Source organism: Sphingobacterium corticibacter, assembly GCF_003076635.1.
Taxonomy (GTDB): Bacteria; Bacteroidota; Bacteroidia; order Sphingobacteriales; family Sphingobacteriaceae; genus Sphingobacterium; species Sphingobacterium corticibacter.
The window spans coordinates 243455-257273 of record NZ_QDKG01000001.1 but is presented as its reverse complement, the minus strand read 5'-3'; the positions used below and the strand labels follow the sequence as shown (position 1 = coordinate 257273).

Genomic DNA, 13819 nt, shown 5'->3' with positions numbered 1-13819 from the left:
AAGGTGCTTTTCTCGTTTACCAAATATGGTAGCGTAAACCGACCATGACGAAGTGTGGCCTATCATCTTTTAGTCGCACTTCAGACTTAACTTTATAACCAGCATATAGCGACAGCGCTACATCCGGCACGTAATAACTCACACCTACTTGCGCATTTAACGTCGTGCGTTGATTATAATCTTCGTTACGTATATTGTTTTCATCAAAACTCAAAATACGATCGTATTCACTCGCGGCTCCACCACCCGCAAATACATTCCAATTATTGGTCGTACGATCCAAAAAAGTATAGATATAATCTGCTCCAAAGGCTGCGAAATCCTTCTGGCCATGCACCAATACTTGCACACCATGGTGCAATGCAAAATCGTACTTTCCTTGAATACCAAACGTTCCTCTACCCCGCTCTCCAAATTCTGGCGCTTGCAGGTTCATATCCCCGTAGAATCCAAATGCCCAATCGTGTTCCTGTGCCTGAACAGTAAAGAATCCCGCCATAGCGACCAATAATAGTAGTAGTTTTTTCATGTTATTTAGTTTTGATCTTGCGCCTTGCGCGCCAAATATCTTTTGTATGTTTTTATACCGATCATGAGCAGAATGGCTAAGCCTACCAATCCACCTACGCCATACATCCACTGAAATGCAGATTTGAGCACTACGATGAATACGATGGCAAAAAGAAATATGGTGGATACTTCATTCCACAAGCGCAATTGAGCCGATGTCCATGTTAGCTTTTCATGGGCCAAAGCAAACATCATGCGCTGACACATGAAATGATATATCGCCAAGCCAGCCACAAACGCTAATTTTAATTGCATCCAGCCAAGTGACAATAAAGCTGGATTTACCCATAGCATGGTCAATGCAGATGCAAACACCAGATACATCGCTGGCGTTGTGATTACCCACCACAATCGGCGTTCCATGATTTGAAATTGCTGATGCAATACACGATAGACTTCTGGCGATTTTGCTTTTGCTTCTGTATGATAGATAAACAGACGCGGCATATAAAATAAGCCCGCCATCCAGCAAACCACAAAGATGATATGTATCGACTTAGCGTAAAGATAGATCATGACCGTATTTCAAAGTGCAACGTGGGGTGCTTGTGTTTACTAATCGGTCTATCACACAAGCACCCCACGTTGGTATAACAATAATTATTAAAAGTCGTTTGTACGCTTCGCTTAATATCTGAATTCTTTTACAACTTCGATCGCGTATTTCACATTATCGAATGGAATATCTGGCATAATGCCATGTCCCAAATTGAAGATAAAGCCATCAACACCGCGCATGCGCTCAAACAATTGCAAGATCTTCTCGCGAATAACCTTCTTATCTGCATACAATACGAATGGATCTAAGTTACCTTGTACCGCGATATTCGCTGGCAATGCTTGCTTGATGTTTAGCAAATCCGCATTCCAATCGACCGAAATCACATCCGGTTTGGCTTCGGCCATTACCGGCGCAAATACCGAACTTCCTTTACAGAAAGAGATCACCGGGATATCCTGTCTGTTCAATTTGGAGATAATGTATTTGTTGTAATGGTGTGAGAACTCATGATAATCATTCCACGAAAGTGCCAAAGCCCAGCTATCAAAAAGTTGAATCGCGTTGACACCAGCGGCGATCTGCATATTCAAATATTCCACCGTAACATCGGCCACCTTCTGCAAAATAGCATGCGCCAGCTCAGGCTCATTATTTAGCATGAGCTTCGTTCTCTTGAAATCTTTGGAAGAAGCACCTTCGACCAAATAGCTCAGAATAGTAAATGGAGCACCTGCAAAACCAATTAATGGAATACTTTTATCCAAGCGCTGCTGAATCACTTTGATCGCATCGGCCACATATTGCAAACGATCGATACAATCTACCGACAAACGTTCCATATCGGCCACTGTGCGCACTGGATTTGCAAAACGCGGACCAACACCTTGCTCGAATGATAAATCTCCGCCCATTGCTTCTGCGGTCACGAGGATATCAGAAAATAGAATGGCGCCATCAATACCCAATAAATCTACTGGCAACATGGTAACGTCAGCCGCAATTTCCGGGGTTTTGCACATTTCTAAGAACGAATACTTATTCTTGATTTCCCAGTATTCTTTCATAAATCGCCCAGCTTGGCGCATCATCCACACGGGTGGACGTTCAGTTTGCTGCGACCAAGCAGCGCGGAGTAGTAAATCGTTTTGTAAGGTGTCTTTCACTTATATATGTTTATTAACTTCTGTTCTTATTTTTTCTACAATGCTTTGTTGGCGTGCGGTGAGTTTTAATTTTTCGGCTACGTCCAAATAACCCACTACGCGTTCATAGTCTTTTTTGCGCAAATTGATATTGGCTAAATTGACCAATACCATTCCTTTTTCATAATCCTTGCGCCATGGCAAACGTGAAGCCAACTGAAAATGATATTCAGCTTCGTCAAACCGTTCTTCCTTTAGCGCAATATTTCCCATCATAAATTCGTAGAAATTACGACGACCTTTGCGCAAGCGATCCGGATTATCAATCTCAGCAAGTAACTTTTTGGTGTATTCGTAATCCTGACGGTGGAAAGCTTGCGTAGCCAGATACACCGTACCTTCGCGCAGATGACTCCACAGCAAATACGCTAATGCACCTGCTAGGTAAACAATAATGTTATACTGCTGTACCATAATCGCGTACACGATAAACACAAAGATAATCCCTGCCGCAACTAATCTCCCTCTGGTATTCATAGACGATGTGGTAGCTTATTGATCCATGAACTTGTACCCTACGCCACGGATGGAGTGAAAATAGGTCGGGCGCTTCTGATCTGGTTCAAAATATTTACGGAACGTCAAGATAAAATTATCAATCGTACGAGTAGACGGATATACATCGTAGTTCCACACCGTTTCCAGAATCTGCTCGCGCGATACCGCTTCGTTGCGACGCTCGATCAACAGCTTGAGCAACATCGTTTCTTTTTTGGTCAACGATGTGATCGTGCCATCGGCATGATGTAATTCGTAGGAGTTGAAATAAATCGTCTTATCGCCGATCACATAAGAATTAAGTTCTTTCAAATCATCGCCTTTCATGACCCGACGGATAAGATTGCCCACACGAAGAATCAATTCCTCCAGATTAAATGGTTTCACCAAATAATCGTCAGCTCCCTTTTTAAGTCCGGTTACGCGGTCTTCACTGCTATTTTTTGCAGTCAAGAACATGATGGGTACCACGGTGTTTTGCAAGCGGATGGTTTCCGCCACCTGAAAACCGTCGATCTCTGGAATCATCACATCGAGAATGATCAGGTTGAACCGCTCTTCCTTGAATATTTTTAATGCCTTTTTACCATCGGTAGCAGTGGTTACTCGGTAACCTTCCATCTCTAGGTTTAGCTTGATGGCCTCTAACAAATGCTCTTCGTCTTCGACTAATAATATACGTTGCTTAGCTTGCATAATTTCCAAAATTTACTTCAAAAACACTTCCATTTGGCGTATTGTCTTTCACACGGATTGCCGCTTCATGCTTTTGCAATACGGATTTTACTATATATAAACCCAATCCCGTTCCTTTAGTTTTGCGCGTAGCTTCGCTACCCACACGATAGAACTTATTGAATATCAACCTTTTTTCTACATCAGAAATACCTTCTCCAAAATCGGCCACTTCTAGGACTATACCTTCTTCGCGCTGTTCTAAAATCACATTGATATGTGCACAAGGCGGAGAGTACTTAATCGCATTCTCAACCAGATTACTCACTACATTGATGATCGCAAACTTATCGGCATGAATCATCAGACCGGGTTGTATGTTGGCCACGATAGCTTGTTGCGATTTGCAGGCATTCTTCTGCAAGCGATCAACCACATTGTGCACTATCTCACTCAACTCAAAGTTTTCTTTCGGAAAAGAAAACGTCCGGCTCTCCAGCTTGGTGGCCAATAATACGTTCTCTACCAAGTAATCCAGCCTTTCAATATCTTTTAACGAATTGCCCAAAAACACTTGCTGTTGTTCTCTATCTAAATCTCGCTTTAAGATGGTCTGCAAATACAACTTCACGGAAGCCAAAGGCGATTTCAATTCATGCGTGACAGACAAGAGAAAGTTTTGCTGTTGCTGTTGGTAATTGCGTTCGCGCTGTAGATGATTCTTAAGACGGATGACGGCCATAATAAAGATAGCCAAAAAAATCATTCCTTCACCGATAATCATCCCCATACGCTCGGGTACATATTTAATGAAAATATACCCCCAGCTAATCAGCTGACACAATGCATAAAAAGCTAATACATACAACCAAAAAAGAGCTCTCTTCATCTTAATAATTGAATTGTGACAAAAATACTTAAATAAGCGATCATAAGAAAATTAGCCACGCTTTATGACAGAAAGAACAGATAGTCAGTAGGGCATGTCCTGCGACTGGCGTATCTTTGCACCATGTTTACTCACAAAGAACACATCTTTTTTGATCTTGATCATACGATCTGGGATTTTGACCGCAACGCCAAGGAGACTTTACAGGATTTGTATGTAAAATACAAATTTGAAGATTTGTGCGGCGACGCTGACCCTCATCATTTTATTACCGCCTATACGAGCAACAACCACCGACTTTGGGGCTTGTATCACCATAATCAAATCGACAAACCAACGCTTCGCCGATTACGGTTTGAAGACACTTTTACGGAGTTGGGAATTGATCCTAACTTATTTCCATGGAATTTTGAGGAGGAATATTTGGCGGTTTGCCCGAACAAAACCAACTTATTCCCGAATGCGCATGAGACGCTTACGTATTTGAAAGAACGCTATACATTGCATTTGATTTCGAATGGTTTTCAGGAAGCTTGCGAACGCAAGTTGGCCGGCAGTCAATTGGCTGATTATTTCGAAACGATCACGATCTCGGAGATAGTAGGCATTAATAAACCCGATGCGAGGATATTCCAGCATGCATTGCAAGTAGGAAAAGCCAATCTAGATACGTCGATCATGATTGGCGATAATCTGGACGCGGATGTACGTGGCGCACAAAACTTCGGCATGGATGCCATTTATTTCAATCCGCTTTTGGCAGAAGTGCCTAGTGACGTCCCGCATAGCATCACAGATTTAAAAGAGCTACAGCGGTTGTTTTAATAATAGAGAACCGATACCGATCCCATAAAAAAAAGCTCCTTCACATGATGTGAAGGAGCTTTTCTGTTTTATAACCTGTGGAAATTACAACACTTTTACGGTGATGTTTCTCATCCACACTTTATCGCCGTGATCTTGAAAACCGATCACACCAGATTTAGATTTGCCACCTACATTATTCAATAAGTGGAATGCCAAAGGCCATTTAGCTTCGCTAAATTTACTTGCTTGTAGCATTTGAGTCCACTCTGGAGTCCATAATGAATACTCTACCACTTTCTCGTCGTTTTGGTAATGCGTTACTTTGCCTTTGTTGACCACGATTTTTGCTCTGTTCCATTGCTCAAATGGAAAGCCGTTTTGTGGTTTAGCCGGAATCATATCGTATAATGATCCTGATTTTCTGTTGCCATCTACACCCATTTTAGCATCTGGATGATTCTCGTTGTCCAATAATTGGTATTCTGGAGAAGAGATATAGATTGGCTGTCCTTTTACTTCTTTCGCTAAGAAAAAAGCACCAGAATTACCTGATTTTGCTACTTTCCACTCAAACTCAAATTCAAAGTTTTTCAAGTCTGATGCAAAGATAATATCACCACCTTCTGGGTTTTGTACGCCATCAGGTTTTGGATTGAAGTGTAACGTACCGTTATCAATAGTCCATTTGCTAGGTACGTGATCTTTTGCATAACCACGCCATCCTTCTAGTGATGTGCCATCAAAAATTACATGCGCTCCAGCGGAGTTTTTCTTGAATGATTTAACATTTACCATCGGCAAATCAAGTATCTCATATTCTGGCACATTTGCCTCGTTGGTCATACCTTTTTTGGATGAACATGCCGAATGTACCATCATCATAACTACGGCTCCCATTACACCGAAAATTTTGCTCTTATTCATAGATTTATAAAATTTTATTTAAAGTAAGTAAAGCATTCCACAATAGGAAATTAAACTTAAAACTCTCCGCCTCCCATTTCCTCTGGTCCGCCACCATTCTTATTGTCGTCGCGCTTGAAAAGATCCTGAACACCAAAACGATATGTGAATGTCAGTGTTAGCATACGACGATTCCAGCGGTTGGCCGAGGCGATGGAACGATCCGGCAGAAAACTTTCCATCTCAAATCTTCTGGAATTGAATACATCACGCACATTGAACAAAATACTGCCTTTGTTGCGCAACACATCTTTCTTCAAGGCCATATCTACGCCCCACATAGCGTTCATACGACCTTGTGGGCGCTCGCGTCCACTGCGGTAATCGCCACGCATTTGCAATGAAAATGTCGGCATAAACTTCACATTGGTCATCAAATTACCGTCCCAGTTGATGGTATTTACCCGATTCAAACCGACGCCTTCAATATCTGGCCTGATGCGATTATTAAAAATATTGGCGTTAGCGGTGACATCCCACCATGGCGCAAGATCTACTTTGGAGATTAACTCCAAACCCGCATCGTCCGATTGTCCAACGTTTTCCCACACAAAATAAGAAGCGTTCTGAAATTCCTGCGGAAGATCTATTTCCGAAGGATCACGTTGCAAAGGGTTAATCATATCGTTGGTACGACGGTAAAACAAGGTGCTGACAAAATTCCAACGATTGTATGATTTAGAATAAGCCACTTCGGCCGCATGTATATCTTCTGGTCTTAGATTCGGATTACCTTGGCGCAGATTAGATTCGTCCGATGCACTGATGAAAGGATTGACCTGCCAACCATTTGGACGGCGAATACGGCGCGAATAACTCAGCTGGATTTTATCGCCTTGATTCCCGACTTCGTAGGTCAGATACGCACTTGGGAAAAGTCGAAAGAAATCAAATCCGCCATTAGTAGCTGGTCCTGTTCTCGGTTCTGCCGATTCCGATTCTACTTCATAATAGGTAGAGGTTAATCTCATCTGTTCACCACGAAGACCAAATTGTGCTCCCAATTTAGACGTCAGCATACGCTGATAATTGGCATACACAGCATGTACTTCATTTTTCAAATCAAACTCATTACTAAATAGGCCGTCTAGATTTAAGTTGCCTGAATTAGTCCGATCTACGAATGAATATTGTGAATCTTCCGAAGTACGAATAATAGAACGATATCCTGCTTCAAACTTATGGTTTTCGGCAATAGGCAACACATAATCTATTTGCGCATTATAGTTTTTGCCCATCTCCGTGGTCAAGTTCTGGCGAACAATATCTAAACGCGAGCCGGCGAAGATTTCGTTGAAATCGTTCGTGCCATCTTCGGTACTATAGCCATACGAAGCATTGGCTGTGATTTCTTCACCTGGACGACCTAATACTTGGCGAAAATCAAATTGTAAATCTAGGCCCAAATCGTCTTCATATTGTTGAGACACGCGACTACCTGTCGGGCCGTTTTCCGGAATATTATTGTATTCGTACATCAGTTCTTGTCGGCGATTGTTGTCACGCAGACTCAGATTTCCAGCCAGACTGAAGGTAGTTTTATCCGTCATAAAATAATCGCTTCCTAATCTCAAGGTGTGGTTAAGACCTGTACGACGGGAATCATTCTCGGAATAGATGCGACGCGGCGCTTCCAACTCTCCCGTGTTATCTCGGTAGATGATATTCTCATTAAAACCATCGCCACGGTTAACACGACGATTGAAGTTGTAACTACCAAAATGATTGAACTTACTATCGCGATAATTTAAGGTAGCGCTACCCATAGCATTACCAAAAGATCCCCCAGTCGCATTCAGCGATCCGTTGAAACCGATACGTGCGTTTTTCTTCAACACAATATTGATAATACCTGATTGACCTTCGGCATCGTATTTTGAAGATGGGTTCGTCATGATCTCCACTTTGTCAATCACTTCTGCTGGTAGACTTTGCAATAATGCCGCAATATCTGATCCTGCCATCGCCGACTCCTTGCCATCGATGAGAATACGCACATTGGAAGAACCGCGTAAGCTTACCGTACCATCTTGATCTACCTGCAAAGTCGGAACATTAGCTAATAACTCACTAGCTGTACCACCTGCGCTGACTAAAGATTGAGAGACATCAAAAATCTTGCGATCGATTCCGATTTTCATATCTGGCGTGCGGCCTTGCACCGTGACTTCGGAGATGACTTTGCTCTCCGTATGTAAAAAAACAGTATCTATTTTGAGTTGTTGACCGGCGGTCAATGAAACATTATCTTGCAAATAATCGTCGTAACCTACATTGGCAACGCGCAAGGCGAAAGTAGAAGCATCTAAATTGTCAATGGAAAATTGGCCATTTTGCTGACTTTGAGCGCCACGTAGATAAGCTTTAGTCGTTTGCGTCAAGATATTGATGCTGGCGCCAGCAATAGGTGCTTTCGTCTCTGCATCGACAACGACACCGCGGATTTGAGCTTTTTGTTGCGCTTGTGATAATACCGGTAGAAGTAATAAAACGGCGCTAAGATTTCGGATTAAGAGCATGTTCATAAGTTTCGTATAGCAAAAATGGGTATTTGCTATCGTAACTACGAGCACGTAACCGCATTATTACCTTACGACAAATCCTTATTCGACGCTGACGGTAAGTCCTTCGGATTTTAAGATCTTACGATAAATTTCCATTTCGGTGTAGGAACCTTCTAAAACAGCACATTTTCCCTCATTGTGCACTTTGAAAGCGATGCGGGCAGCTTCTCCTTCGGAGTATTGGAGATGATGCATCATGCAGTGGATCACATGATCGAAGGTGTTAAAATCATCATTCCATAAGATCAAACGATGTCCATCCTTTGCTGCTGCCAGAATCTCTTCCAGCGTAAATGTCTCTGTAGTGGTCTCCGTACCCATATCTGCAAAATTAAGGTATTTTTAGAAATTTCTCTACTTTTGTCAGGATTTCATTGTTAGCGGAAAAAATAGAGAATGTTTCAGTCAAAGATAGCCGGCATAGGACATTACGTGCCAAAAAATGTATATACAAACAGCGATTTAACTCGTTTTATGGATACCAGCGACGCTTGGATACAAGAGCGCACGGGGATTCAGGAACGTCGCTATGCCGACCGCATCGGCGAGACGACCACATCCATGGGAGTTGAAGCGAGTAAAATTGCGTTAGAACGTGCCGGCATAACCGCAGCCGAAGTGGACTTTATTATTTTTGCGACACTTTCTCCAGATTATTACTTCCCGGGCTGTGGTGTACTTTTGCAGCGCGAGATGGGCATGGGCGAGATTGGTGCATTGGATATTCGCAATCAATGCTCAGGTTTTGTGTATGCGCTTTCGATTGCTGATCAGTTTATCAAAACGGGCATGTACAAGAATGTGCTGGTTGTTGGCTCAGAAAAACAATCTTTTGCCATGGATTTTGATACGCGAAGCCGACACGTATCCGTGATCTTTGGTGATGGAGCTGGTGCAGTCGTGATGCAGCCTACAACCGAGGCTGGAAAAGGCGTATTGAGCACGCACTTGCATTCGGATGGCGCCGAAGCAGAAAAATTAGCGATGTATTATCCAGGCGCTGCTGCTGGCTTCGGGTTAGAAAATCCGCCTCAATGGCCCGATCAAGAATTGGGCGGTATGCTAATGACGCCGCAAATGTTGGAAGACGGTACAGCATACCCAACTATGGATGGCCAAGCAGTATTTAAAAAAGCGGTGGTGAAATTCCCTGAGGTAATTCACGAAGCTTTAGCAAAGAACAATTTGTCGCCGTCTGACATTGACCTACTAATACCACATCAGGCAAACCTTCGCATCTCGCAATATGTGCAAAAGATACTCGGTTTGCCTGATGAGAAAATCTACAGCAACATCCAACGTTATGGCAATACAACGGCCGCCTCTATACCGATTGCGCTATCTGAAGCGTGGCAAGAAGGATTGATCAAAGAGGGCGATCTGGTATGCTTTGCAGCTTTTGGTGCTGGGTTTACCTGGGGATCAGCATTGATCCGTTGGTAGTAGATGTAATGGTATTTTAGTGTTATTTTTTACTATCGGATTTTTTAGCGGCGGCTTTGGTGGTTAATTCAATAACCCCGTTTGCTCCGGCTTTTCCGTATTTTTCTGTAGCGTTCGCATCTTTCCATACTTGCATAGATTCTATCGTATTGGGATCAAGCGTTTTGATATCAAATCCCTCTTTTTGAATAACTCCGTCAATTAAAACTACAGGTTTTTTATCTGATGCGGTTTTGCTCTTTACAGCTTGCGCTACTTGATCAGATGGTTTCGTATCGTTTTTTTCATCAGCTTTTACTCCACGGTTAAAACTCTTGGTAGAGATTAAGACCGCACCGTTTTTGGCTTGTTCACCATAGATAGCTGTCGCACTATTATCTTTAAGAACACTAATACTTTCGATATTATTAGGATCTACACCGTTCATATCAGATTCCTTAATTATAACACCATCTAGCACGTACAAGGGCTTTGGTTCATTTCCACTCGATACCTTAACTATTTTAGTAATCGTGCTGTCTCTTTGAAATGTACCGCTACCTGTTACTTCTTTAGTTGTAGTAGGACCATCTTTTGTAGTTATTAATAAAACACCATTCTTTCCTTTTTCTCCGTATGCTGCGGTACCTGAACCTTCTTTCAAAACCTCAATTCTTTCGATATTATTTGGGTTGACGTTTTTAAAATCCTTTGGTAACATTACGACCCCATCCACGACATACAATGGATCGTCGCCAGTTTTTTTGATGGTCAAACCACTTTGAACACCTTCTGATTCATCTAATCGAGCCTCATTTTGCTGAGGTACCGTATCGACTGGATTGATAGCATTTTCGTTTTCCGATTCTGCGTGCAACAATTTCTCGTTGAAAACACTAGCCTGTCCCATTTCTACCGCATCGTGGATATTGGCCTCCACTCGGTTTACTGTGAATGCAGCTGACGCTAGTACCAGAACGGGAATGAGCATCGCATATTTACTCAACTCCAATTTGGAGGAGCGCTTTTTGTTCATCATCATAATTCTTTGTTTTAACATTTTAAAATTGAACTTATTTGTGATCGGGGTAGCTAATCCCGTTCTGTTAACATGCAATAGATTGTATTGATACGTCTGGCGGTCGATTCCCAGATCAAGCACCTGCTGATCCGTGAGGAATTCTAAATTCTGATGAATGGCTTTGCGCATTAGAAAAACCAATGGATTGTACCAACAGCAGGTATACACTAACTCTGTCAAGAGCACATCCAAGGAATGTAGTCCATTGGTATGCACCAGTTCGTGTTTAAAAATATGAGTTAGCTCCTGCTCATCGTGCTGCTTGCGATACAGGTAGATTTGCCGAAGAAAAGAAAACGGTGCCACCGGAAAACGCACATTCCGATAGGAAAAGGTATGCCACAAGGCCGAAGATGAATTCCAATGTACACGCAATACACTGGCCGACTGAATCAGCAGACGCAAGAAGAAGAAAGTAGCTCCTGCCGCCACGACAACAAGCAATATATTATTAATACTGTACAGATTGTCTGGTGCTGGCGTCGACAAAAAATTCGGCATAAAATCCACCAACTCACCGATGGGTTCTACATGGCTCGTAAACCAACTTTTGACATCTAAAAATGGATAGATAAAACTAAACAACATGCCCACCAGAAAATAACCGCGATTAAGGTTGTAAAAAGTGAGCCCTTTGAGCAATAATACATAACCAAGATATACGATGCTCAACAATACATTGACCTGCAATATATAGATTAATAGATTTTCCATGTTATGAGGATTTATTGTTTTTGATCATATCTAGGATTTCTTCTAACTCTGCCGATGATAAGCGCTCTTCTTTGATGAAAAAAGACACCATATCTTTATATGAATTATGGAAATAGTTGCCGACAAAACCATTCATAAACTTCCCTTTATACTCTTTTGCAGAGATCAGCGGCTCGTAGCGTTTCGCATTCCCAGCCTTTACCGCTTGCACATAGCCTTTCTTTTCGAGGTTGCGAACGGTCGATGCCAAGGTGGTATAAGGCATTTCTTCCGTAGATTGTAGATTTGCTAGGATGTCTCGAATGAATCCGCCTTCGGTTTCCCAGATTGCACGCATTGCTTCTTCTTCTTGTATCGTTAGTTTTTCCATATCTGTATCAGTAGATTACACAATGTTACGAAAAGTTCGTAGAAACAAAAAGCTTTTTAAAAACTTTTTACGAAAAAAATCGTAGATAGGCGTTTTACTATCTTTCACGAACTTTGTGTACCTCATCATATATGACGATTTCATGTTAATTTAATGCTTATCGACAGCCGAACTGTTTTTGATTTTTTATACATTTGTAGAAATCGAGTCAGAAAATTATGTCAGATAATAAAGCTTCAATAAACTTAAATGGGCAATCCTACGATCTTCCCGTAATCGTTGGAACCGAAAATGAGAAAGCAATAGATATCTCCAAACTGCGAGATCAATCCGAATTCATCACATTAGACCCAGGCTACAAAAACACGGGTGCTACCAAAAGTGCGATCACGTATTTAGATGGAGAGAATGGTATATTACATTATCGTGGTTATCCTATTGAGCAGCTTGCAGAGAAATGCTTATTCTTAGAAGTTGCTTATTTATTAATATATGGTGAGCTACCAACGAAACAAGAATTAGAAAGCTTCCGCGCGGAGATCAAAGAACAAACCTTGATCCACGAAGACATGAAGAACTTCTTCGCAGGCTTCCCTTCGCAATCTCATCCAATGGGACAGTTATCTTGTCTAGTAGGCGCTTTATCTGCTTTTTACCCAGAATCTTTAAATCCAAACGCGACTAAAGAGGAAGATAACAAAACCATGATCAACCTATTGGCCAAAATGCCAACGATTGTTTCTTGGATCCACAAAAAATCAATTGGACATCCAATTGTATACCCTAAGAAAGACTTGAATTATGTAGAGAATTTCATGAATATGCTATTCTCCGACGTTACTGCAGAGAGTTCTTTCGATCCTGCGATCATCAGTGCGATGCAAAAGCTATTGATTCTGCACGCAGATCACGAGCAAAACTGTTCGACCTCTACGGTTCGTATGGTAGGCTCTTCGAATGCCAACTTGTACGCTTCTATCGCTTCTGGCATTAATGCGCTTTGGGGCCCACTACACGGTGGTGCTAACCAAGCCGTAATAGAGATGTTGGAAGCGATCAAAGAAGATGGTGGTGATGCGGATAAATATTTGGCGAAAGCCAAAGACAAAAACGATCCTTTCCGTTTGATGGGCTTTGGTCACCGTGTTTATAAAAACTTTGATCCACGTGCCAAAATCATCAAGAAAGCTTGTGACGATATTTTAGAAAAACTAGGTATTGATGATCCTGTTTTGGATATCGCCATTCGCTTGGAAGAAGCCGCTCTGAACGATCAATACTTCATCGATCGTAAATTGTATCCAAACGTAGATTTCTATTCGGGTATCATTTACCGTGCCTTGAACTTCAAGCCAGAGATGTTTACGGTATTGTTTGCATTAGGTCGCCTACCGGGATGGATCGCACAATGGAAAGAGATGCGCGAGAACAAAGAGCCAATCGGCCGCCCAAGACAAGTATATACCGGCGAAACGAAAAGAGACGTCGTAGATATTGAAAAACGATAAATCGATATAAATAAGAAGAAAAGCACCTCGATAGGTGCTTTTCTTTTAACTAAC

14 protein-coding genes are annotated in these 13819 nt (G+C 42.0%); 3 read left to right on the top strand and 11 right to left on the bottom strand.

Annotated elements, in window-relative coordinates:
• Window positions 1-16 precede the first annotated feature (16 nt).
• The 6 genes from DC487_RS01055 to DC487_RS01030 all read right to left on the bottom strand — a co-directional run bounded on the left by DC487_RS01055 (window position 17) and on the right by DC487_RS01030 (window position 4336).
• Window positions 17-529, bottom strand: a complete 513-nt coding sequence (locus tag DC487_RS01055; protein ID WP_116774108.1) for an outer membrane beta-barrel protein — start codon at window positions 527-529, stop codon at window positions 17-19.
• 5 nt (window positions 530-534) lie between these two features.
• Window positions 535-1086 carry a CopD family protein gene (locus DC487_RS01050; RefSeq protein ID WP_116774107.1) on the bottom strand — a complete coding sequence of 184 codons (552 nt, stop codon included), beginning with the start codon at window positions 1084-1086 and terminating at the stop codon, window positions 535-537.
• 111 nt (window positions 1087-1197) lie between these two features.
• The gene (hemE, locus tag DC487_RS01045; RefSeq protein ID WP_066756694.1) at window positions 1198-2235 is read right to left on the bottom strand and encodes a uroporphyrinogen decarboxylase; all 1038 of its coding nucleotides are present in this window, start codon (window positions 2233-2235) and stop codon (window positions 1198-1200) included.
• Complete coding sequence (locus tag DC487_RS01040; protein WP_116774106.1) at window positions 2236-2751, bottom strand: hypothetical protein; 516 nt, start codon at window positions 2749-2751, stop codon at window positions 2236-2238.
• A 15-nt stretch (window positions 2752-2766) separates the two neighbouring features.
• Window positions 2767-3468, bottom strand: a complete 702-nt coding sequence (locus tag DC487_RS01035) for a response regulator transcription factor (RefSeq protein ID WP_116774105.1) — start codon at window positions 3466-3468, stop codon at window positions 2767-2769.
• Window positions 3458-4336 (bottom strand): sensor histidine kinase, encoded by an 879-nt coding sequence (locus tag DC487_RS01030; protein WP_116774104.1) that lies wholly within the window; start codon window positions 4334-4336, stop codon window positions 3458-3460. Before DC487_RS01030 ends, DC487_RS01035 begins: the two co-directional genes overlap by 11 nt.
• A 123-nt stretch (window positions 4337-4459) precedes the next feature.
• Between DC487_RS01030 and DC487_RS01025 the strand changes: the two genes are divergently transcribed.
• Window positions 4460-5161 (top strand): YjjG family noncanonical pyrimidine nucleotidase, encoded by a 702-nt coding sequence (locus tag DC487_RS01025; protein WP_116774103.1) that lies wholly within the window; start codon window positions 4460-4462, stop codon window positions 5159-5161.
• An 84-nt stretch (window positions 5162-5245) separates the two neighbouring features.
• Here DC487_RS01025 and DC487_RS01020 read toward each other — a convergent pair whose 3' ends face one another.
• From DC487_RS01020 to DC487_RS01010, 3 genes are all read right to left on the bottom strand, one after another.
• Complete coding sequence (locus tag DC487_RS01020; protein WP_116774102.1) at window positions 5246-6067, bottom strand: 3-keto-disaccharide hydrolase; 822 nt, start codon at window positions 6065-6067, stop codon at window positions 5246-5248.
• Window positions 6068-6123: 56 nt separating this feature from the next.
• Window positions 6124-8631: an outer membrane beta-barrel family protein gene (locus DC487_RS01015; protein ID WP_116774101.1), complete on the bottom strand. Its 2508-nt coding sequence runs from the start codon at window positions 8629-8631 to the stop codon at window positions 6124-6126.
• 78 nt (window positions 8632-8709) lie between these two features.
• Complete coding sequence (locus DC487_RS01010) at window positions 8710-8991, bottom strand: ATP-dependent Clp protease adaptor ClpS (protein ID WP_116774100.1); 282 nt, start codon at window positions 8989-8991, stop codon at window positions 8710-8712.
• A gap of 75 nt (window positions 8992-9066) precedes the next feature.
• Here DC487_RS01010 and DC487_RS01005 point away from each other — a divergent pair, with 75 nt between their 5' ends.
• Complete coding sequence (locus DC487_RS01005) at window positions 9067-10113, top strand: 3-oxoacyl-ACP synthase III family protein (protein WP_116774099.1); 1047 nt, start codon at window positions 9067-9069, stop codon at window positions 10111-10113.
• 22 nt (window positions 10114-10135) lie between these two features.
• On the opposite strand, the gene DC487_RS01000 is transcribed toward DC487_RS01005, so the two are convergent.
• Window positions 10136-11887 carry a M56 family metallopeptidase gene (locus DC487_RS01000; protein WP_116774098.1) on the bottom strand — a complete coding sequence of 584 codons (1752 nt, stop codon included), beginning with the start codon at window positions 11885-11887 and terminating at the stop codon, window positions 10136-10138.
• 1 nt (window position 11888) lies between these two features.
• Window positions 11889-12257, bottom strand: coding sequence for a BlaI/MecI/CopY family transcriptional regulator (locus tag DC487_RS00995; protein WP_116774097.1), 369 nt, complete (start codon window positions 12255-12257; stop codon window positions 11889-11891).
• A gap of 218 nt (window positions 12258-12475) precedes the next feature.
• Here DC487_RS00995 and DC487_RS00990 point away from each other — a divergent pair, with 218 nt between their 5' ends.
• On the top strand, window positions 12476-13765 hold the full coding sequence (locus DC487_RS00990) for a citrate synthase (protein ID WP_116774096.1): 1290 nt from the start codon (window positions 12476-12478) through the stop codon (window positions 13763-13765).
• Window positions 13766-13819: the final 54 nt, after the last annotated feature.

Excerpts from the sequence above, each read along its gene's own strand:
- DC487_RS00995 (WP_116774097.1), bottom strand. The coding sequence starts at position 12,257 with ATGGAAAAACTAACGATACAAGAAGAAGAAGCAATGCGTGCAATCTGG.
- DC487_RS01050 (WP_116774107.1), bottom strand. The coding sequence starts at position 1,086 with ATGATCTATCTTTACGCTAAGTCGATACATATCATCTTTGTGGTTTGC.
- DC487_RS01055 (WP_116774108.1), bottom strand. The coding sequence starts at position 529 with ATGAAAAAACTACTACTATTATTGGTCGCTATGGCGGGATTCTTTACT.
- DC487_RS01005 (WP_116774099.1), top strand. The coding sequence starts at position 9,067 with ATGTTTCAGTCAAAGATAGCCGGCATAGGACATTACGTGCCAAAAAAT.
- DC487_RS01000 (WP_116774098.1), bottom strand. The coding sequence starts at position 11,887 with ATGGAAAATCTATTAATCTATATATTGCAGGTCAATGTATTGTTGAGC.
- DC487_RS01040 (WP_116774106.1), bottom strand. The coding sequence starts at position 2,751 with ATGAATACCAGAGGGAGATTAGTTGCGGCAGGGATTATCTTTGTGTTT.
- DC487_RS01030 (WP_116774104.1), bottom strand. The coding sequence starts at position 4,336 with ATGAAGAGAGCTCTTTTTTGGTTGTATGTATTAGCTTTTTATGCATTG.
- DC487_RS01025 (WP_116774103.1), top strand. The coding sequence starts at position 4,460 with ATGTTTACTCACAAAGAACACATCTTTTTTGATCTTGATCATACGATC.
- DC487_RS01015 (WP_116774101.1), bottom strand. The coding sequence starts at position 8,631 with ATGAACATGCTCTTAATCCGAAATCTTAGCGCCGTTTTATTACTTCTA.
- DC487_RS00990 (WP_116774096.1), top strand. The coding sequence starts at position 12,476 with ATGTCAGATAATAAAGCTTCAATAAACTTAAATGGGCAATCCTACGAT.
- DC487_RS01010 (WP_116774100.1), bottom strand. The coding sequence starts at position 8,991 with ATGGGTACGGAGACCACTACAGAGACATTTACGCTGGAAGAGATTCTG.
- DC487_RS01020 (WP_116774102.1), bottom strand. The coding sequence starts at position 6,067 with ATGAATAAGAGCAAAATTTTCGGTGTAATGGGAGCCGTAGTTATGATG.
- DC487_RS01035 (WP_116774105.1), bottom strand. The coding sequence starts at position 3,468 with ATGCAAGCTAAGCAACGTATATTATTAGTCGAAGACGAAGAGCATTTG.